Source organism: Azospirillum sp. B21, assembly GCF_008364825.1.
Classification (GTDB): Bacteria; Pseudomonadota; Alphaproteobacteria; order Azospirillales; family Azospirillaceae; genus Azospirillum.
The window spans coordinates 219,054-236,602 of record NZ_VTTO01000008.1; the positions used below are offsets into that span (position 1 = coordinate 219,054).

Below are 17,549 nucleotides of genomic sequence, written 5' to 3' on the forward strand. Positions count from 1 at the left end.
CAACACATGCCGATTGAGGTGGCGGCCGCTCACTCGACGCGGACGATGCGCAGTTCGGCGGCCTTCACCTCGGCGATGCCGCCGGCGTAGGCCACCAGCACCAGTCCGGCCCCGCCGGCCCGCCGGTCGACGATCAGGCGGCCCTCCGCCCCGTCCCCGGCCGTGACATGGAACACCGGCGGCACCGGGGCGACTGCCACGGGGTCCGGAACTACGGTCGGCTTCGGTTTGCCCCCACTCTGCCCGGGCTTCTCCTGGACGTCCGGTTTTGCACCGTGCAAACCCTCGCCGGCCGCAAGGGCGCCGCCCGCCGGTGCGGACGGGACGCCGCGCAACGGGTCCGGTTCCTTGGCGGCGGGCACCGGCCGGTCCGGAACCAGGCTGCCGGTCGGCCGGCCGGTGATGCCGCCGACGATCCGGCGCGCCTCGGTGACGGTGAGGACCATGTCCCTATCGGCCAAGGCCGCCAGCACCGCGTCGGGGGTCTTGCGCCATTGGCGGTAGAGGTCGTAGAGCGCCCGCATGTCGGCTTGGTCGATGCGCGCCCGCAGCTCGGGCGGGAAGTTGCCGGCCTGCCGGAACGCCGAGATTTCATACGGCTTGAGCGCGCAGATCGTGGCGATCTGCGGGCCGGTGTGCCCGTCCGCCGCCAGCCGGGCGATGGCGGCGACGAGATCGCTGTTGGACAGGGACGCGCGGTGCTGGTTCTCGATCACTTGCGCTGCGAAGTCGCCGTCGCCCTCCCGCCGGATCACCGCCGGGATTTCCGCCAGCCCGGCCAGCCGGGCGGCGCGCAGCCGCCGCGCCCCGAAGGCCAGTCGGTGGCGCCCGTCCACCGCCGGCCGCACCACCACCGGCTGCACCAGCCCATGCGCGCGGATCGACGCGGCCAACAGCGCCAACTCCTCCTCCGCGAAGACGGTGCGCGGCTGGCCGGGGTCCTCGTCGATGTCGGCGAGCGGCAGGTGCAGCACCTCGCCCTGCCCGTCTCCCGCCGCCGCCCGCAAGGCGGCGAAGCTGGCCGCGGCGAAGGCGGCGCGCGGGTTGGACGGTGCGCTCATGGCCGGAGCTCCATCCGCTCGGCCACGGTGGCGAGCACGCTGCGGATCTCCGAGGCCGCCTCGCGCGCCGCACTGCCCGGCATCGCCCACACCGGGGCGCGGTCGCTGGCGGCGCGGGCATAAGCGTCGCGCTTGGCCACCAGGCCTGGAAACAGCAACTGACCGAGCTCGGCGGCCAGGCTCTCGAACAGCGCGCGCTCGCGCCGGCTCTTGCGGTCGAAGATTGAGGGCAGCAGCCCGAGGAACAGGGGCTCGGGCCGGCCGTAATGCCGCGCCACCCCCTTGATCGCGCGCAACAGCTCGGCCACCCCCTGGAGCGAATAGTCGTTGATGCCGATCGGCGCCAGCACCGCGTCGGCCGCCAGGAGCGCGCCGAAGGTGCGGTTGGTCAGCGCCGGCGGGGTGTCGATCACGCAGACGTCGTAGTCAGCATCCATGGCGGCGAGGCTGTCGCGGAAGGTGGCGATGCAGGCGCGCTCCGCCCCCTCCACGCCGAGCAGGTCGCGGGTCGAGCGGGTGACGGTCAGGCGGCCGGCCTCCGGCACCCGGGTCGGGCGGACGAACAGTTCGACGCTGTCGACCCGGCCGAGATGCGCGCCCAAGGTGGCGGTCAGGTTGGCCTGCTGGTCGAGGTCGATCACCAGCGTGCGGAAGCGCTCGGCCAAGTACCAGCCGGCGTGGGCGGTGAGGCTGGTCTTGCCGACCCCGCCCTTCTCGTTCATCACGGCCAAGGTTTTCATCGGACCTCCTCAAAGGGGGCTTGTCCGGCCGCGCGCTGCCCACAGGCCGAGAGCGCGCGGAGGGGTTTTTGCAAATACGCTTCGATCGTCGGTGAAATGTCCGCCCGGCGTGCGTGACTACAAAGGCGACAGCCGTTCGCGCCACCCTTGCGCGAAAGAGTCTCGAAAAACTGGCTGCGGACCGCTTTTTGTCTCACCGCGGGACGTGTCCACGCGGCGATGATTTTCCCGTCTCCGCTGCATCAGCCCCACCCTCTATCGCTGGCGTTTTTATAAAAGCACCAGCCATTGCCCATCTCAGCCGCTTGTGCGCTCTTCCAAGGGAGGCCCACGGAATGATGAGGTGCCTATCCGCAAGGACCACTCGCTCCCGCTCCGCTTGCGCTGGTAAGACACCAGTGGCAGGCGGGACGCCTCGCGACACCGGCCGGCCGCGGCCGGTCGACCGGGCCGGGCCGCCCTGTCGGCGCGCAGCACAGCGGAACGGCGGGGGCGAGGCTTGGCGACCGGGTTGCAGGAAGGCGAGATCAGGCAGGCCCTCCAGGAGGGCGGCCGCATCCGCAATGTTCTGGTTGTCACCAAAGGCATCGGCCGCGCGGTCGAGCATCTGGCATATCTGCGGGCGAGCTGGCGCCGCGATTTCCTGCCCTTGCGCACCTGGAACGACCGCGGCGACCGCACTTACCGCGACCTCGACCGCCTGCTCACCCTCATTCGGGTGGAGTTCGGCTTTGCCGGCTGCATTCCGGTTTACATCGCCGGCGACCCCGAGCTCGCCCGCTACAAGACGCTGGCCCGGGAGCTGCCGGTCGCCGGCGCGCTGCCGCCCCACTGCGACATCGATCTCCAGCGGCCCGAAGCGGCACCGCCGGGCTAGCCTCGTCCCCGCCGCTGCCGGCCGGGGAGGACGGCGATGACCCTCTCCCTGGCGCTGTTCGCCCATCTGGCCGCCGCTTGCGGTCCTTGGGTGCATGTCGACACGTTGGCCGCCGTCGCCCAGGCCGAAAGCGGCCTCGACCCGCTGGCGATCGGCGACGCCACCGCCGGCCGTGCGCACCGCCCGCGCAGCCCCGCCGCCGCGGTGGCTCAAGCGACCGCACTCTTGCGCCGGGGCCATTCCCTCGACCTCGGCCTGCTGCAGCTGAACAGCGCCACCCTGGCCCGGCTCGGGCTCGGCGTCGCCGACGCCTTCGAGCCCTGCCGCAACATCGCCGCCGGCGCGCGGGTGCTGGCCGGCGGTTTCGACCCCCGGGGCAGTGAGGACGGCCAGCAGGCGCTGGTGCGGGCGCTGTCGCGCTACAACACCGGCTCACCCGAACGCGGCGTTGCCAACGGCTACGTCGCCCGCGTCCAGGCCGCCGCCGCCGCCGTGGTGCCGGCGATCCGGCTGGAGGGGACGGCGCGTCCTGATTCCGGCAGCCCGGCACCCCCGCCTCCCGCGACCGCCCCCCTGCCGGAGCCGCCGGCCTGGGACGTCTACGCGCGGGCTCGCCGCGACCGCGACCGCGCCCAGAGACCACCGCCGCCGCCGGTCGTACCGCAAACACCGGCACCCCCGCCGGCACCGGAGGCCCGCCCCTGACGACAGCCGGCACCGGCGTCCCGATTAGCCCCCAGCCCCAGTTTCCGAGGAGGCGTTCGTCCATGGTCAACTCCCGCTCCCTGCCCGCCCGGCGGCCGGCCTCCGACGGTGTCGCCGTGCTCCCTCCCTCCGGTGTCCGCGCCGGCCGCACCACACCACCCCGCCTGACGGCGCTCGGCATCGGACTGCTGGTCGTGCTGGCCGCGGCCCCCGCCTTTGCCCAGGCGGCCGGCGGCGGCGGCGACCTCACCACCTTCCTGCAGAACGTCGTCAACATCCTCACCGGCACCGCCGGCCGCCTGATCGCGGTGATCGCCATCTGCATCGTCGGCATCGGCGCGCTGATGGGGGCTCTCAGCCTGCGCACCGCCGGCGGCGTGCTGCTCGGCGTCATGCTGATCTTCTCCTCCGCCTGGATCGTCACCCAGATCGTCGGAGCCTGACATGGACGGCCAAGCTCTCGCCGAAGACCCCTTGTTTCTCGCCTGCACCCGACCGGCGATGTGGCGCGGCGTGCCCTTGGAGGCGGTGGCGGTCAACGGCATGGCCACCGGCATCGTCTTCGTGTTGGCCGGCAACCCGGCCTACCTGCTGATCGGCGTCGTCCTCCACCATGCCCTGCGGGCACTGGTGGCCCGCGACGCCCATCTGTTCGGCACGCTGCGGCTGTGGGCCGACACCAAGGCGCGCGCCCGCAACACGGGCCATTGGGGCGGCTCCTCGGTCAGCCCGCTGCCGCTCGGTCCCGCCCGCAGCGCCTGGGAGATCCGCATCCATGCCTGACACCGCGCTGTGGGCGCGCGAGCGCGACCCCGACACCTATGTGCCCTATCTCGGCCACGCCGCCGCCGGCACGCTGTTGCTCGACGACGGTTCGCTGCTCGCCATGATCGAGCTCGCCGGCGCCGGCTTCGAGACGGCGGCGGCCGAGGAGGTCAATGCCCGCCACGGCCGGCGCAACCTTCTGCTGCGCAACATCGCGTCCGACCGCCTGGTGCTGGCCACCCACACCGTCCGCACGCTGGACGACGGCTCGGGCTATCCCGCCGCCGCTTGCGCGACCGCCTTCGCCCGCGATCTTGACGCCGCCTACCGGGCGCGCCTGCTGGTGGGCCGGCTGTTCCGCAACCGGCTCTACCTGTCGGTGCTGCTGCGCCCGCCCGGGGCCGGCGAGCGCAGCCGGCTGGCCGGCCTCTTTGCCCGGCGCCGGCGCGGTGACCTCGCTCGCCCGGCCGGCCCGGCCACGCTGGAGGCGCTCGACGCCGTCGTCGCCACCCTGCTGGCCGAACTCGACGACCATGCCCCGCGGCGGCTGGGCTTGCGCGAGGGCAAGGGCGTGCTGTTCTCCGAGCCGGCCGAGGCCTTGCGGCTGATCCTGACCGGGCAGACGCTGCCGGTGCCGTTGGTCACCGGCCATCTTGGCGGGGCGATCTACACCGACCGCGTCATCGTCGGCCGCGAGGCGATCGAAATCCGCGGCCCCGGCGGCTCCAGCTATGCCGCCGCCTTCGGCCTGCGCGAATATCCCGCCACCAGCTGGCCCGGCATGTTCGACGCGGTGCTGGCCGCTCCCTACCGCTGCGTGCTGACCCAGAGCTTCGGCTTTCTGCCCAAGCAGGCGGCCCAGGCCGTGCTGACCCGCAAGCAGAACCAGATGGTGACGGCGCAAGACAAGGCGGCCAGCCAGACCGCGGCGCTCAGCGAGGCGGCCGACCTGCTGGCCTCCAACGCCTTTGTCATGGGCGACCACCATTTGAGCCTGGTCACCGTCGCCGACAGCCTGGAGGGCCTGCGCGAGGTCGCCGCCCGCGCCCGGCGCGATCTCGCCGAGAGCGGGGCGGTGGTGGCACGCGAGGATCTGGCGCTGGAGGCGGCCTACTGGGCGCAGCTGCCGGGAAACTTGCGGCTGCGCACCCGCCCCGGGGCCATCAGCTCGCGCAACTTCGCCGCCATGGCCAGCCTGCACAACCACCCGGCCGGGGCGGCGCAGGGCCATTGGGGCGAGCCGCTGACCCTGCTGCGCACCAGCGGCGGTACCGCCTACCGCTTCCACCTGCATGCCCCCACCGGGACGGTGAGCGACCTCGGCAACGTTTTCGTCGCCGGCCCGGCCGGCTCGGGCAAGACGACGCTGATGCTGTTCCTGGCCGCACTGGCCGGGCGCCAAGGCGCCCAGGTGGTGTTCTTCGACAAGGACCGCGGCGGCGAGATCCTGGCCCGCGCCGTTGGCGGCACCTACCTCGTCCTGCCGGCCGGCGCCCCGTCGGGCTTGGCGCCGCTGAAAGCCCTCACCGGCTCCCCCGCCGACATCGCCTTCCTCAAGAGCCTGCTGGCGCCGCTGATCGGCGAGCCGGGCGCCGGGCTTGCCCCGGAGACCGAGCGGCGGCTGGAGCTGGGCTTGCGCGCCGTGCTGGCGCTGCCCCCCGAGGCCCGCTCGCTGGGCGAGCTGCGCGCCTTTCTCGGCCAGGGCGAGGCCGGCGGGCCGGGCGCCCGGCTGGACCGCTGGTGCCGCGGCGGCGCGCTCGGCTGGGTGCTCGACAACGAGGCCGACGCGCTGGCGCTCGAGGCGCCGTTCCTCGGCTTCGACGTCACGGCCTTGCTCGACGACCCCGTCGCCCGCGGCCCGGTGCTGGCCTACCTGTTCCACCGGGTGGAGCGCCTGCTCGACGGCCGGCGGCTGGTTCTGATGATCGACGAGTTCTGGAAGGCTCTGCTCGACCCCGGCTTCCGCGAGCTGGTGAACGACAAGCTGAAGACCATCCGCAAGCTGAACGGGCTGGTGGTGCTCGGCACCCAGTCGCCGGCCGATGCGCTGAAAAGCCCGATCGCCCATTCGATCATCGAGCAGTGCCCGACGCAGATCCTGATGCCGAACCCGCGCGCCGATGCCGCCGACTACCAGGGCGGGCTGAAGCTGACCGGCCCGGAGTTCCAGGCGGTGCGCGAGGATCTCACCGTCGGCGGCCGGCGCTTCCTGCTGAAGCAGGGCACGGCGTCGGTCGCCTGCGAACTCGATCTCGGCGGGCTCGACGATCTGGTGGCGGTGCTGTCGGCGCGTGCCGGCACGGTGCGGCTGATGGAGCAGCTGATCGCCGAGCATGGCGCCAAGCCCGACGCCTGGCTGCCGCAGTTCCGTCGGCAGTGGCGCGGCGCCCTCACATGACACCGCCCTCACCAAGGATGGAGATCCGGCGATGACCAGGACCATTCACACCGTGCAGGCCCTGCCCTGTCTTCTGGCGCTCGCCGCCCTGAGCGCGGCGGCCCCGCCCGCCCTGGCCCAGCTGACGGTGATCGACCCGGCCAACCTCGCCCAGGCGGTCCAGCAGGTCCAGCAGATGGCCCAGCAGCTCCAGGCGATGCAGCAGCAATACCAGCAGCTCCAGCAGACCTACCAGGCGATCGCCCATGCGCCCTCGGACGCGCTGACCGAGCTCGGCCGCCAGCTCGACGTCGAGGCGTTGCGCAACACCCTGCCGGCGCAGAGCGGCGAGTTGGGCGCGGTGATGACCGGCACCGCGCTCGGTCCGGGCGGCTTCGGCAATGCAGCGCAGGGCAATCTGGAGCGCAACCGCGTCTATGCGCCGTCCGGCGGCGACTTCCAGGCGCAGGAGATGCAGCGCAGCGCCACCAGCATCGCCGGGGCGCAGGCGATGGCGAGCGGGCTCTACCAATCGGCGTCCAGCCGGATCGCCGCCTTGCGGGCAATCGAGGGCCAGCTTGCCGCCGCCGGGGACGCCAAGGCGGTGGCCGACCTCGCCGCCCGCCTCGCTGCCGAGCAGGCCTACATCCAGGCCCAGCAGGTGCAGGCGCAATCGTTGGTGCTGTGGCAGCAGGCGCAGATGCGCAACCAGGACCAGCGCGAGCAGGAACGGCGCCGGCAATCGATCGACGCGCTGATCGACCAGGCCAAGGCGCGGGGAGGCTGAGCGATGACCAGGACACCATCCAGCCGGCGGGCTCTGCCCGCCTGTCTCGCCCTGGCACTCGCCGCCGGGCCGGCGGTGGCGCAAGGCTCCCCGGCCGCGGAACCGCGTACCGTGAGCTGGTACGCCGACCACCCGCAGGCCCGCGCGCAAGTCCAGCTCGCCTGCTTCGACGATCCCGGCCGGCTGGGCCGTGACCCTGACTGCGTCAACGCCCAGCAGGCGAGCGTCGAGGTGGCGCTCCGCGAGGCGCGGTCGCGCACCGGAACCATGGACCCCAACGATCCGGCCTTTTGGTCAAACGATCCGCAAACCCGGCGGGGCAAACTCATCATGTGCCGGCGGACCCCTAATCTTGACCACTGCGACGCCGCCAAACGCTCGTTGCTCATCGAAGCTGGGAAAATTCAGAGGTGATCCTCAATGGGCGACATCCAATGGCAGATTTTCGCCTACATCGTCTCCCAGGTGGAGACCCCGCTGGTGGCTGCGGTCGCCGATGTGCTGACTGCCTTCTTGACCTTTGTCGTCACACCATTGCGACTGACACTGGTGCTCTACATCGCCCTCACAGGCCTGCTCGTCCTGCGCGGCGAGGTGACTGAGACCGGCGCCGTACTATTTGGCCGCTTGCTCAAGATGATCTTGGTCGTCTGGCTCGTCACCGGAGCTGGGGTATATCAGCAGTACGTCTACGATCTATTTTTCGTCATGCTGCCAAATGGTCTCGCGGGTGCGCTGACCTCGTCGGGGTCGGTCAGCGCCGTCAGCGCGGAAAGTTTCGATCAGGTTTGGTTGAAAGCATGGCGGGCCGGTCTTGAGGTATGGCGCACGCTCGGCTGGAGCGACATCGCCGAAAAAGCCGTCGTCGTCCTGTTCTGGGGTGTCGCCATCCTGTCCACCGGCTTCTGCTTCGCCATCTGGCTGATCTCGCGGGTGATCCTGGCGCTCTACATCGCGCTCGGGCCGCTGCTCGTCCCTCTGGTGCTGTTCGCCGCCACCCGCGCCATCTTCGAGCGCTGGATCGGCTCGCTGATCTCCTGCGTCATCCTGCAGGTCACCACCATCGTGCTGTTGTACATCGTGCTTGGTGTGGAGCAGCAGGTCGTCGGTCGGATCGTTGTGATGGGTTCGGTGGACCCGATGGTGATGCTCCAGGTGCTGCTCGCCGGGATGATCTTCTTCGCCGTCGCCGCCTATGTCGCCTTCCAGCTGCCCGCCTTCGCCGCCTCGCTGTCCGGCGGCCTGGCCTTCCACACCGGCGCGCTCGCCCGCGCCGCCCAGGGTGCCGTCGGCTCCACCGGCCACAGCCGGGTGGATGCCCAGGGCAACAGCCACCGGACCGGCCGCTCCGGCGCACTCGGCGCGCTGCACCTCGCCGGCTCGGCCGGCTGGCGGGCCGCCGCTGGCGCCGGCCGGCGGGCCGCCACACGCTCCGCTCCGCCGGCCGGCCGGCGGGTCCCTTTCCGACCGCGGTGCGCCGCTCTGAGCCCCCGTGCCCGCACCCGCACGCCCTTCCACACGCCCACGCCACCGGCGCCGTGCCCCTAGCCTTGAGGAACCGCCGCACCATGACGAAGCATCTTGCCTGCGTCCTCCTTTTCGCTCTCTCAGCCTGTGCCGGCCAGCCGGGGGCGCCCGAGCCTTCAGGCCCCTACCGCGCGCTCAACCCCGGCCGCTGGACGCCCGATGTCGGCGACCTGCAGCCTGCCCTGCCGGAGGCGGCCGCCCGATGACCGCCCCCGCCCCGCCCCCCGACGCCTTCCTCGCCCGTCCGGTCGCCGCCGATCCAGCAATGCTCGACGCCTATTTCGCCCAGGTCGCCAGCTACGAGGCCGACCGCCTGCGCAGCCACCGGCGCACGGCGCGGGCCGGTGTGGCGATCGGCGCCGCCGGCGCCCTGGTCGGGCTGGCCGGGGCGCTGGCCGTCGCCGCGCTGACCCCGCTGAAAAGCGTGGTGCCGCTGGTCTTCCGCGTCGACAACGCCACCGGTGCGGTGGAGCGCGTCTACGACCTGCAGGGCGGACCGCTGGCGGCCACCGAGGCCGAGCGGCGCTATTTCCTCTGGCAGTATGTCCGCCTGCGCCAGGGCTACAGCGCCGCCGAGGCGCCCGCCAACTTCGAGGCCGTGGCCCTCTTGTCGGCGCCGCCGGTCCAGGCCGAGTATGCCGCCGAGTTCCGCGGCTCCAACCCGGCGAGCCCGCAGGTGCTGCTGGGGCGCGACGGCACGGCGACGCTGCGCTGGGTTTCCACCAGCTTTCTCGGACCGAAGCTGGCCCAGCTCCGCTTCGTCCAGCACGAGCGCAAGGGCGATGTCGCGCTGCCGGTCCGGCGCATGGTCGCCACCATCGGCTTCGACATCGTCCCCGGTCCGGTCAGCGCCTCGGCGATCAACGTCAACCCGCTGGGATTCGTCGTCACCAGCTACCGCGCCGACGTGGAGGCCACGCCATGATCCCGCTCCGCCCCACCGCCGCGGCGGCCGCCGGCCTGCTGGCCGGCGCGGTCCTCGCCGGCGGTGCCGCCAGCGCCGAACAGGCGCCCAAGCCCGGCGGCTTCGACCCGCGGGTCCAGCTCGTCGCCTACAACCCGCTCGACGTCGTGCGCATCGTCGGCTCTCCCACCAACTCCACGCAAATCACCTTCGGCGCCGGCGAGGAGATCACCCAGGTGGCGATCGGCGACGCCGAGGGCTGGCTGGCCCAGCCGGCCGCCAACATGCTGTTCCTCAAGCCCACCGAGCGGCGCCCCGCCACCAACGCCCAGGTCGTCACCCGCCGCGCCGACGGCAGCTTGCGCTCCTACCAGTTGCGCCTCGTCGCCGAACCGGGCGGCGAGGGCATCGACGGCGCCATGGCCAGCGTCATGGCCAGCGCCAGAGGGGAGACCGTGGGCGGCGCCATGTATGCCGTCCACTTCCGCTACCCGCAGGACGAGCGCGCCGAGCGCACCGCTCGCCGGACCCGGGCGGCGGAGCGGGCGCGGGAGCAGGACGCGCAGGCGCGGCTCGCCGGCGCCTGGGCCGAGGGGCCGCGCAACTGGCGTTATGTCGCCCAGGGCTCGGGCACCCTGGAGCCGGCCGAGGTCAGCGACAACGGTCGGCAGACCGCGTTCCGCTTTCCCGGCAGCCGGCGCGTCCCGGTGATCTACGCGGTGGCCCCGGACGGCGCAGAGGCGATCGTCCCCGCCACCATGGCCGGCGACACCGCCGTCGTCCAGACCACCGCCCGGGCCTTCGTGCTGCGCGACGGGCAGGAGGTCCTGCGCATCGTCAACCGCGGCTTCGACCCAGCCGGCCGCGATCCCGGCACCGGCACCGGCACGCCCGGCCTCAGCCGCAGCGTCAGGAGCGCCGGCCCATGAGCGACGATTCCGCCTCCCCGCCGCCCGGCGGCGCGCTCGCCGGCGAGCGCCACGTCTCCGCCGTCGCCGGCCGCGGCCCCGGCCTCGGCGTCAGAGTTGGCCGCAAGGCTGGCATCGGCGCGCTGCTCGCCGGAACGGCACTGGCCTGCGGCGCCATCCTGCTGACCGCCGAGAAGCCCAACCTGAAACCGCAGGACGGCCCGCCGCCCTTGGCGCGCCCGGCCATCCGCTACGAGCCCCCGCCGCCGCCGCTCCCGGTGCAGCCGGCGGCACTGACCGTACCGCCGCTGCCGCCACCGCCGCTGCCCGAGACGCCGGCGGCGACCCCGGCCCAGCAGGCGCCGCGGCAGCCGCCGCGCCTGCTCGTCTACACCGCGACCACAACCGGCGCCGGCACCGCCGCAGCGGCCGGCCCCGGCGGCCCGGACGGTGCGGTGCCGCTGGCCGGTGTTTCCGACCTGCCCGGCAGCGGGCAACCGGCCGCGGGCGCGCTGGCCGCGCGCCTGCAGCCGACCCGGCTGACCGGCGTCGCCGCCGGCCTGCTCAGGAACCAGCCCTATCTGCTCACCACCGGCACCGTCATCCCCTGCACCCTGCAGACCGCCATGGACTCCACCCTGCCCGGCTTCGTCACCTGCGTCGTGCCGCAGGACGTGCTGGGCAAGACCGGCCTGACCCTGCTCGACCGCGGCACCAAGGTGGTCGGCGAGTTCCGCGGCGGCGTCCGCCAGGGGGTGGAGCGGATGTTCGTCCTCTGGACGCGCGCCGAGACGCCGCAGGGCGTGGTGATCGCGCTCGACAGCCCGGGCACCGACCCGCTCGGGCGCTCAGGCTTCGACGGCGAGGTCGACCGCCATTTCTGGCAGCGCTTCGGCGGGGCGCTGCTGCTGTCCTTCGTCGACGGCGCCATCCAGGCCGGCGTGGCCGCGGCGTCGAAGGAGGGCACCACCACCATCAACACCGGCCAGACCCAGTCGGTGATCGCCGAGAGCCTGCGCGGCAGCATCGACCTGCCCCCCACCCTGCGCAAGAACCAAGGCGAGACGGTCAGCGTCTTTGTCGCCCGCGACCTCGACTTCTCCACCGTCTACCACCTCCAGCCGGCCGGGGGCCCGCCATGACGCGCCCTGCCCTACGCCTTGGCACGACGCGCCCCGGCGAGACCACCTTGCGCCTGCTGCTGGAGCCACTCACCGCCCTGCTCGCCGACACGGGCGTCACCGAGCTGGTGGTCAACCGGCCGGGCGAGGCCGGGGTGGAGCGGGCGGGCGCCTGGTCCTGGCACGCGCTGCCGGATCTCGGCTTCGAGCGGCTCGACGCCATCGCCACCCTGTGCGCCGCCCTGTCGCAGCAGGATGTCGGGCCGCGGCAGCCGCTGTGCGCCTCGGTGCTGCCGGACGGCGAGCGGGTGCAGATCGCCCGTCCGCCGGCGGTGGAGGCCGGCCTGCTCAGCCTGACCATCCGCCGGCCCTCAGGCTTCGTCCCGACCATCGCCTCGCTGGCCGCCGGCGGGCTGTTCGCCCGCACCGCTCCGGCCGCTCCGCGCCTCCACGCCTTCGACGCCGAACTGATGGCCTTGCACCAAGCCGGCGACTGGCAGCGTTTCTTCCCGCTGGCGGTCCAGGCGAAGAAGACGGTGGTGGTCACCGGCGACACCGGCTCGGGCAAGACGACCGTCGCCAAGGCGCTGATCGGCGCCATTCCGCCGAAGGAGCGGCTCATCACCATCGAGGACACTGCCGAATTCATCGGCCTGCCCCAGCGCAACCGCGTGGCACTCTTCTACAGCAAGGGCGGCCAGGGCCTGGCGCCGGTCGGGCCGGAGGCGCTGATCGAGGCGGCCTTGCGCATGCGCCCCGACCGCATCCTGATGCAGGAGCTGCGCGACGGCGCCGCCTTCACCTTCCTGCGGGCACTGGCCGCCGGCCACCCCGGCGGCATCACCACCTGCCATGCCGGCAGCGCCGCCGGGGCCTTCGACGCGCTGCGCCTGATGGTCAAGCAGAACGAGGCCGGCCGCCACCTCGCCGATGCCGACGTGCAGGCCCTGCTGCGCCGGCACATCGACGTCGTCGCCCAATGCCGGCGCGGCGCCGACGGCTTCGCCATCGAGGAGGTCTTCTTCGATCCGCCCGCCGGCCGGTCCGCCGGGACGGCGCCGGCATTGCGCGCGGCCGACTGACGGGAGCGGCGATGGACGGCTTCGGCGATTGGCCCCCGGCCGCCAAGGCACTGGCCGCCCTGGTGGCGCTGCTGGCGCTGGCCGGGCTGTGGTCGGTGCTGGCCTCGCTCGTCTTCCTCGCCGGCACCGGCCTGCTCACCGCCGACACGCTGCCCTTCGCCCAATACTGGCTCTACCTGAGCCACTACGGCCTGCACCATCCGGTGGCCGGTCCCTGGCTGCGGCTGGCGGCGGCGGTCGCCAGCGCGGTGCCGGTGCTGCTCCTGCTCGGCCGGCTGGCGCGCGGCGGCTGGCCGCGCAGCCGCCGGCCGCTGCATGGCGAGACGCGCTGGGCCGGACGGCGGGCGCTGGCCCGGGCCGGCTTTTACGCGCGCGGCGGCGGGCTGTTCGTCGGGCGCGACCGCCGGGGCCGGTTCCTGCGCTTCGGCGGACCCGAGCATGTCGTCTGCTATGCACCGACGCGCTCAGGCAAGGGGGTGGGGCTGGTCATCCCCAACGCCCTGCTCTACGAGGCCTCGCTGGTCTGCCTCGACGTGAAGAAGGAGACCTGGGCGGCGACGGCCGGGATCCGCACGGCGGCCGGACAGCGGGTGGTGCTGTTCGACCCGCTCGCCCCGGACGGGCGCACCGCGCGCTACAACCCCTTCAGCTATGTCCGCCGTGGCACCATCGACGCCTTCGAGGACATCCAGCGCATTGCCCAGATGGTCTTCCCTCATGCCGGCGGCGACCAGCAGTTCTGGACCGACGCCGCGCGCTCGGCCTTCACCGGGGCGGCCGGCTTCCTGGCGGAAAGCCCCGAGCTCCCCTTGACCTTCGGCGAGGTGCTGCGGCTCTTGTCCAGCGTCGACGGCGCGCGCTCGATGATCGAGCGCATCGAGGTCCGGCGCCGGCGGGGCCGGCCCTACACCGAGGCGACGGTGAAGGCGCTGGAGGATTACCTGAAGGGCTCGCCCGACCTGGTGAACTCGATCCGCAAGACGATCACCGCCCGGCTGTCCTTGTGGTTCAACCCGCGCATCGACGCCGCCACCGCCGAGAGCGACTTTGACCTGCGGGCGCTGCGCACCTCGCTGCACGCCGTCTACATCGGCGTCACGCCCGACAACATCGCCCGGCTGCGCCCCTTGCTGGCGCTGTTCTTCCAGCAGCTGATCGACCTCACTGTGCGCACGCTGCCCCAGCACGACCCGGCGGCGCGCCACCAGCTGCTGCTGCTCCTGGATGAGTTCGCGCTGCTGGGGCCGATGCCGATGCTGGCCGATGCCTTCGCCTATGTCGCCGGCTACAACATGCGCCTCATGCTGATCCTGCAAAGCAAGGCGCAGCTGCGCGACCGCGACCTCTACGGCCCCGACAAGGCGGCGGCCATCCTCGACAATTGCGGGCTGGAGGTGGTGTTCGGCACCAAGGATTTGACGCTGTGCGAGGAGCTGAGCGCGCGGCTCGGCTACGACACGGTGGAGGGCACCTCGCGCAGCGGCCCGCGCTTCTGGCGGCTGTTCCGCCGCGACCGGCTGACCCGGACGGAGACGGACCAGCGCCGGGCGCTGCTGCTGCCGCAGGAGATCGCCCGGCTGAAGCCGCGCGACGCCATCCTGCTGCGTCCCGGAATGGAGCCGATCCGGGCGCGGCGCATCCGCCACTTCGAGGATCCCACCTTCACCCGTCTGCTCCGCCCGGCCCCAGAGGTGCCGGCGATCGACGTTCCGGTGCGCCTCGACCAGGGCAAGGGGTTCGAACCCATCGCCGCCGAAGCTGAAGCCGGCGCCCCACTGCCGCCGCGGCCGGTCCAGCGGCGGGCGGCGCGGCCGAAGGGGAACCGGCAGACCAAGGAGGCTGCCGACCAGACCGGCACCGATGAAACCGGGGCGTCCGGCACGGACGGCCGTTCCCCGCCCCCGGTCGATCGTTCTGCCTCATGGACGCTCTCCAAAGGGACGCCCTCCGAACTGGAACAGCGGCCGCACCAGGCGGACGGGCTGATCGAAGCCATCCTCGGCACCGAGGTCGACCTCGGTGCCTATGGGATGGATGATGCCAAGGCTGTGGTGGCGGCCATCGTCGACGCCGTGCCGACCGTCGAAAGCCCCGGCCGCGGCCGGGGCGCTGCCGACGGACCGCCGAGCACCGCCATCCCATCTCCAGCACGAAAGAGGTGAGCCCGTGGGACACGTGGACCGCCTGGGCGAAGCCGCCCGCCCGACCAGCAGCATCCGGGAGGCAACCGGCGCGGGCTCGCCCCCTGTCCGCCCCGTTCCCGCGGCGGGTCCGGCGCTGGAGGCGGCGCCAGTGGCGGCCGCCGCGAAGAAGCCCGCCGCCCGAACCGCTCCGGCTCTCCTCGTTCGCACCACCTCAGTGAGAAAAACCGGCGGCGAACGCCGCCGCCACGAGGACGACCGGCGCCGGTGCCCAGCCCTGCGCGCCAGCGGCAGCACGATCGGCACCACGGGACGCCCACACCACCCAAACCCGGCTCAGAACCGGAAGTCCGGCGGATGCGCCGCACCGAACCGGACCCGCCACACCGCAGCCGGTAGCGCCGGTCGGGCACCCGCGCTGCCGCCGGAAAGCTCCATTGACCTCATCCGCTAGCCCGGGGCGTCACCCGCAGGGCCGAGACAGGACCGGGCATGACGTTGGCGGCCGGCAGCGACGCGGCTGCCCCGGTGCTGGCTCGGGGAGGAGGCGCGCCCCGCGCCGACGAGTAGCACCGGAGAACCCGGCGCGGTCAGTTGCGGCTTTTCAAGCTCCAGAAATCCTGAGGCCTCCGACACACGACAGAATGAGGTGGCGCCCCCTCCCGCTGTCCACGGAAGCGCTCTCCCGCCTCAGCCGCGCCGCCGGAGGCTTGCTCTGGCACTCCAAACCCGCCCCCGGGCCCAGGGCGGTTGGGTCCGGTGCGGTTTGAACCCTGCATCCCCGGGACAGGGGCTCGGCGCTACCGTTTGACGGCCATGGTCCGTGGATCGAGGGCCTGGCGCAGAGCGTCGGCCAACAGGCTGAGGGTGACCGCGACGGCGGCGACGGCGAGGGTCGTCGAGACGATCAGATGCGGGCCGCCGTGCAGATCGGCCAAGCCATCGCGGATCAGGGTTCCGAGCGACAGGTCCGGTTCCTGGACACCAAGGCCAAGCCCGCTCAGCGTCGCTTCGGTGACGATGGCCGGACCCGCGGTCAGTGCGGCACGGGCGGCGACCGGGGCGGCAAAGGCCGGCAGCAGGTGATGGCGCAGCATATGTATCGGCCCGGCACCAAGGGCCTGCACGGCGGCGACATGTTCGGCCGTCCGATGCGACAGCGCCAGAGCCCGGCACCAGCGAAGCTGGGGCGGCAGCGCGGCCGCGGCAAGCGTCAGCACCATCGCGGCGGTGCCCGGTCCCAGCAGCGCGGAGACGACGATGGCGAGCGACAGCTCGGGAAATCCGTGCAGCAGATCGGCGACGCGCAGCACGGCCGCCTCCACCCTGCCGCCGATCCATCCTGCCGCCCCGCCCAGCAGGGCGCCCAGCCCGACGGCGAGGGCGAGCGCCGTTCCTGCGATGGCCAGCGAGGTTCCGGTGCCGGCGATCAGGCGTGCCGCCACGTCACGGCCGAGACCGTCGCAGCCCAGCGGGTGAGCGGCGGACGGCCCGGCCCAGCTCCGGCCCAAATCCATGGCAGAGAGATCGAGCGGCAGCAGTGCGGCGGCCAGTGCCGGCAGCACCGCCAGGGAGGCCGCCAACAGCACTCCGGCCCGGCCCGCCCATGAGCGCCCCATCCGTGCCGGCACGCTCATGGCGGCTCCGTTCCGCCCTGCAGCCGCGGATCCATCAGGCCGATCGCCAGTTCCACCATCAGGCTGACGGCGATCTGGGCCAGGACGAAGACCAGGACGGCGGCCCCGGCGAGCGCATGGTCGCGGGCCAGCACCGCCTGGACGGCCAGGCGGCCGATGCCCGGCAAGGCGAACACGCTCTCGACCGCCGCGGTGGCGGTGAGAAGGGTTCCGACCACCGAGCCGGCCGCCGCGGTCAACGGCACCAGCGCGTTCGGGAGGGCATGGCGCAGCAGCACCACACCCCGCCCGAGCCCCTTGGCCTCGGCGGTGCGGATGAAGTCGCGCGCCAGCACCTCCCTGACCTGGACCTGCGTCAGCCGGGCGACCACCGCGGCGGCCGGCAGGGCCAGCGCCACCACCGCCACAGGCGCGCTGCCGGACACCGCCAGCATCAGCCATGTCGCCAGCACCAGCGGCGGGATGGACAACGCCAGCGCCGAACCGATGGCGAGGAGCGGGACGGTCCAGGCTCTGCGTCCGTCGGCCGCCGCGAGACCGGCGGCGAGCCCGAGCGGAACGGCCAGCGCCGCGCTGCCGGCGAGCAGGCCGAACGTAACCGGCAGCGCCTCGCCGAGCAGCGTCGCCACCGGCACGCCGCCGTAGCGCAGCGACTGGCCGAGGTCGCCGTGCAGCAGGGCAAGGAGATAGGCGGCGAATTGCCGGACGAGTGGCAGGTCCAGCCCGGCGCCCTCGCGCAGGCGGCGGACCAGCTCGGGATCGGCGGCCTGCCCGTCCACCATCAGCAGCACCGGATCTCCCGGCAGTACATGGGAGGCCAGGAAGCTGGCCAGCACCGCGGCGCCGGCCAGTGCCAGCAGCCCCGGCAGGCGTCCGGCCAGCCACCGCCAGGGCAAGCGCGGTCGGGGCAAGCGTCC

General features: G+C 73.0%; 18 protein-coding genes. 14 read left to right on the plus strand and 4 right to left on the minus strand.

The features are described from left to right. Positions 1-29 precede the first annotated feature (29 nt). On the minus strand, positions 30-1,061 hold the full coding sequence (locus tag FZ983_RS20205) for a ParB/RepB/Spo0J family partition protein (protein ID WP_149225295.1): 1,032 nt from the start codon (positions 1,059-1,061) through the stop codon (positions 30-32). Beyond that, positions 1,058-1,801 (minus strand): ParA family protein, encoded by a 744-nt coding sequence (locus FZ983_RS20210; protein WP_149225296.1) that lies wholly within the window; start codon positions 1,799-1,801, stop codon positions 1,058-1,060. The genes FZ983_RS20205 and FZ983_RS20210 overlap by 4 nt, the downstream gene beginning before the upstream one ends. 499 nt (positions 1,802-2,300) lie before the next feature. Between FZ983_RS20210 and FZ983_RS20215 the strand changes: the two genes are divergently transcribed. From FZ983_RS20215 to FZ983_RS20275, 14 genes are all read left to right on the plus strand, one after another. Continuing rightward, positions 2,301-2,678, plus strand: coding sequence for a hypothetical protein (locus tag FZ983_RS20215; RefSeq protein ID WP_149225297.1), 378 nt, complete (start codon positions 2,301-2,303; stop codon positions 2,676-2,678). 36 nt (positions 2,679-2,714) lie between these two features. Then, the gene (locus FZ983_RS20220; protein ID WP_149225298.1) at positions 2,715-3,383 is read left to right on the plus strand and encodes a lytic transglycosylase domain-containing protein; all 669 of its coding nucleotides are present in this window, start codon (positions 2,715-2,717) and stop codon (positions 3,381-3,383) included. 62 nt (positions 3,384-3,445) lie between these two features. Further along, the gene (locus FZ983_RS20225) at positions 3,446-3,826 is read left to right on the plus strand and encodes a TrbC/VirB2 family protein (protein WP_149225299.1); all 381 of its coding nucleotides are present in this window, start codon (positions 3,446-3,448) and stop codon (positions 3,824-3,826) included. A gap of 1 nt (position 3,827) precedes the next feature. Further along, a complete protein-coding gene (locus FZ983_RS20230) occupies positions 3,828-4,166 on the plus strand; it encodes a type IV secretion system protein VirB3 (protein WP_149225300.1) in 339 nt (112 codons plus the stop codon). Beyond that, complete coding sequence (locus FZ983_RS20235) at positions 4,159-6,546, plus strand: VirB4 family type IV secretion/conjugal transfer ATPase (RefSeq protein ID WP_149225301.1); 2,388 nt, start codon at positions 4,159-4,161, stop codon at positions 6,544-6,546. Before FZ983_RS20230 ends, FZ983_RS20235 begins: the two co-directional genes overlap by 8 nt. A 31-nt stretch (positions 6,547-6,577) precedes the next feature. Further along, on the plus strand, positions 6,578-7,312 hold the full coding sequence (locus FZ983_RS20240; protein ID WP_188092423.1) for a type IV secretion system protein: 735 nt from the start codon (positions 6,578-6,580) through the stop codon (positions 7,310-7,312). Positions 7,313-7,315: 3 nt separating this feature from the next. Beyond that, the gene (locus FZ983_RS20245; protein WP_149225303.1) at positions 7,316-7,726 is read left to right on the plus strand and encodes an EexN family lipoprotein; all 411 of its coding nucleotides are present in this window, start codon (positions 7,316-7,318) and stop codon (positions 7,724-7,726) included. A 6-nt stretch (positions 7,727-7,732) separates the two neighbouring features. Next, on the plus strand, positions 7,733-8,860 hold the full coding sequence (locus FZ983_RS20250) for a type IV secretion system protein (RefSeq protein WP_149225304.1): 1,128 nt from the start codon (positions 7,733-7,735) through the stop codon (positions 8,858-8,860). A 20-nt stretch (positions 8,861-8,880) separates the two neighbouring features. After that, complete coding sequence (locus FZ983_RS34200) at positions 8,881-9,045, plus strand: hypothetical protein (RefSeq protein WP_188092424.1); 165 nt, start codon at positions 8,881-8,883, stop codon at positions 9,043-9,045. Further along, the gene (locus FZ983_RS20255) at positions 9,042-9,764 is read left to right on the plus strand and encodes a VirB8/TrbF family protein (RefSeq protein WP_149225305.1); all 723 of its coding nucleotides are present in this window, start codon (positions 9,042-9,044) and stop codon (positions 9,762-9,764) included. The genes FZ983_RS34200 and FZ983_RS20255 overlap by 4 nt, the downstream gene beginning before the upstream one ends. Further along, positions 9,761-10,672: a TrbG/VirB9 family P-type conjugative transfer protein gene (locus FZ983_RS20260; RefSeq protein WP_149225306.1), complete on the plus strand. Its 912-nt coding sequence runs from the start codon at positions 9,761-9,763 to the stop codon at positions 10,670-10,672. The genes FZ983_RS20255 and FZ983_RS20260 overlap by 4 nt, the downstream gene beginning before the upstream one ends. Then, positions 10,669-11,793, plus strand: a complete 1,125-nt coding sequence (virB10, locus tag FZ983_RS20265; protein WP_149225307.1) for a type IV secretion system protein VirB10 — start codon at positions 10,669-10,671, stop codon at positions 11,791-11,793. The genes FZ983_RS20260 and virB10 overlap by 4 nt, the downstream gene beginning before the upstream one ends. After that, positions 11,790-12,854, plus strand: a complete 1,065-nt coding sequence (gene virB11, locus FZ983_RS20270) for a P-type DNA transfer ATPase VirB11 (protein WP_149225308.1) — start codon at positions 11,790-11,792, stop codon at positions 12,852-12,854. The genes virB10 and virB11 overlap by 4 nt, the downstream gene beginning before the upstream one ends. Positions 12,855-12,865: 11 nt before the next feature. Beyond that, the gene (locus FZ983_RS20275) at positions 12,866-15,016 is read left to right on the plus strand and encodes a type IV secretory system conjugative DNA transfer family protein (protein ID WP_149225309.1); all 2,151 of its coding nucleotides are present in this window, start codon (positions 12,866-12,868) and stop codon (positions 15,014-15,016) included. A 779-nt stretch (positions 15,017-15,795) separates the two neighbouring features. Here the strand turns inward: FZ983_RS20275 and FZ983_RS20280 are convergent. Both FZ983_RS20280 and FZ983_RS20285 read right to left on the minus strand, forming a co-directional pair. Continuing rightward, the gene (locus FZ983_RS20280; protein WP_247883871.1) at positions 15,796-16,632 is read right to left on the minus strand and encodes an ABC transporter permease; all 837 of its coding nucleotides are present in this window, start codon (positions 16,630-16,632) and stop codon (positions 15,796-15,798) included. Continuing rightward, positions 16,629-17,543, minus strand: a complete 915-nt coding sequence (locus FZ983_RS20285; protein WP_247883872.1) for an ABC transporter permease — start codon at positions 17,541-17,543, stop codon at positions 16,629-16,631. Before FZ983_RS20285 ends, FZ983_RS20280 begins: the two co-directional genes overlap by 4 nt. Positions 17,544-17,549: the final 6 nt, after the last annotated feature.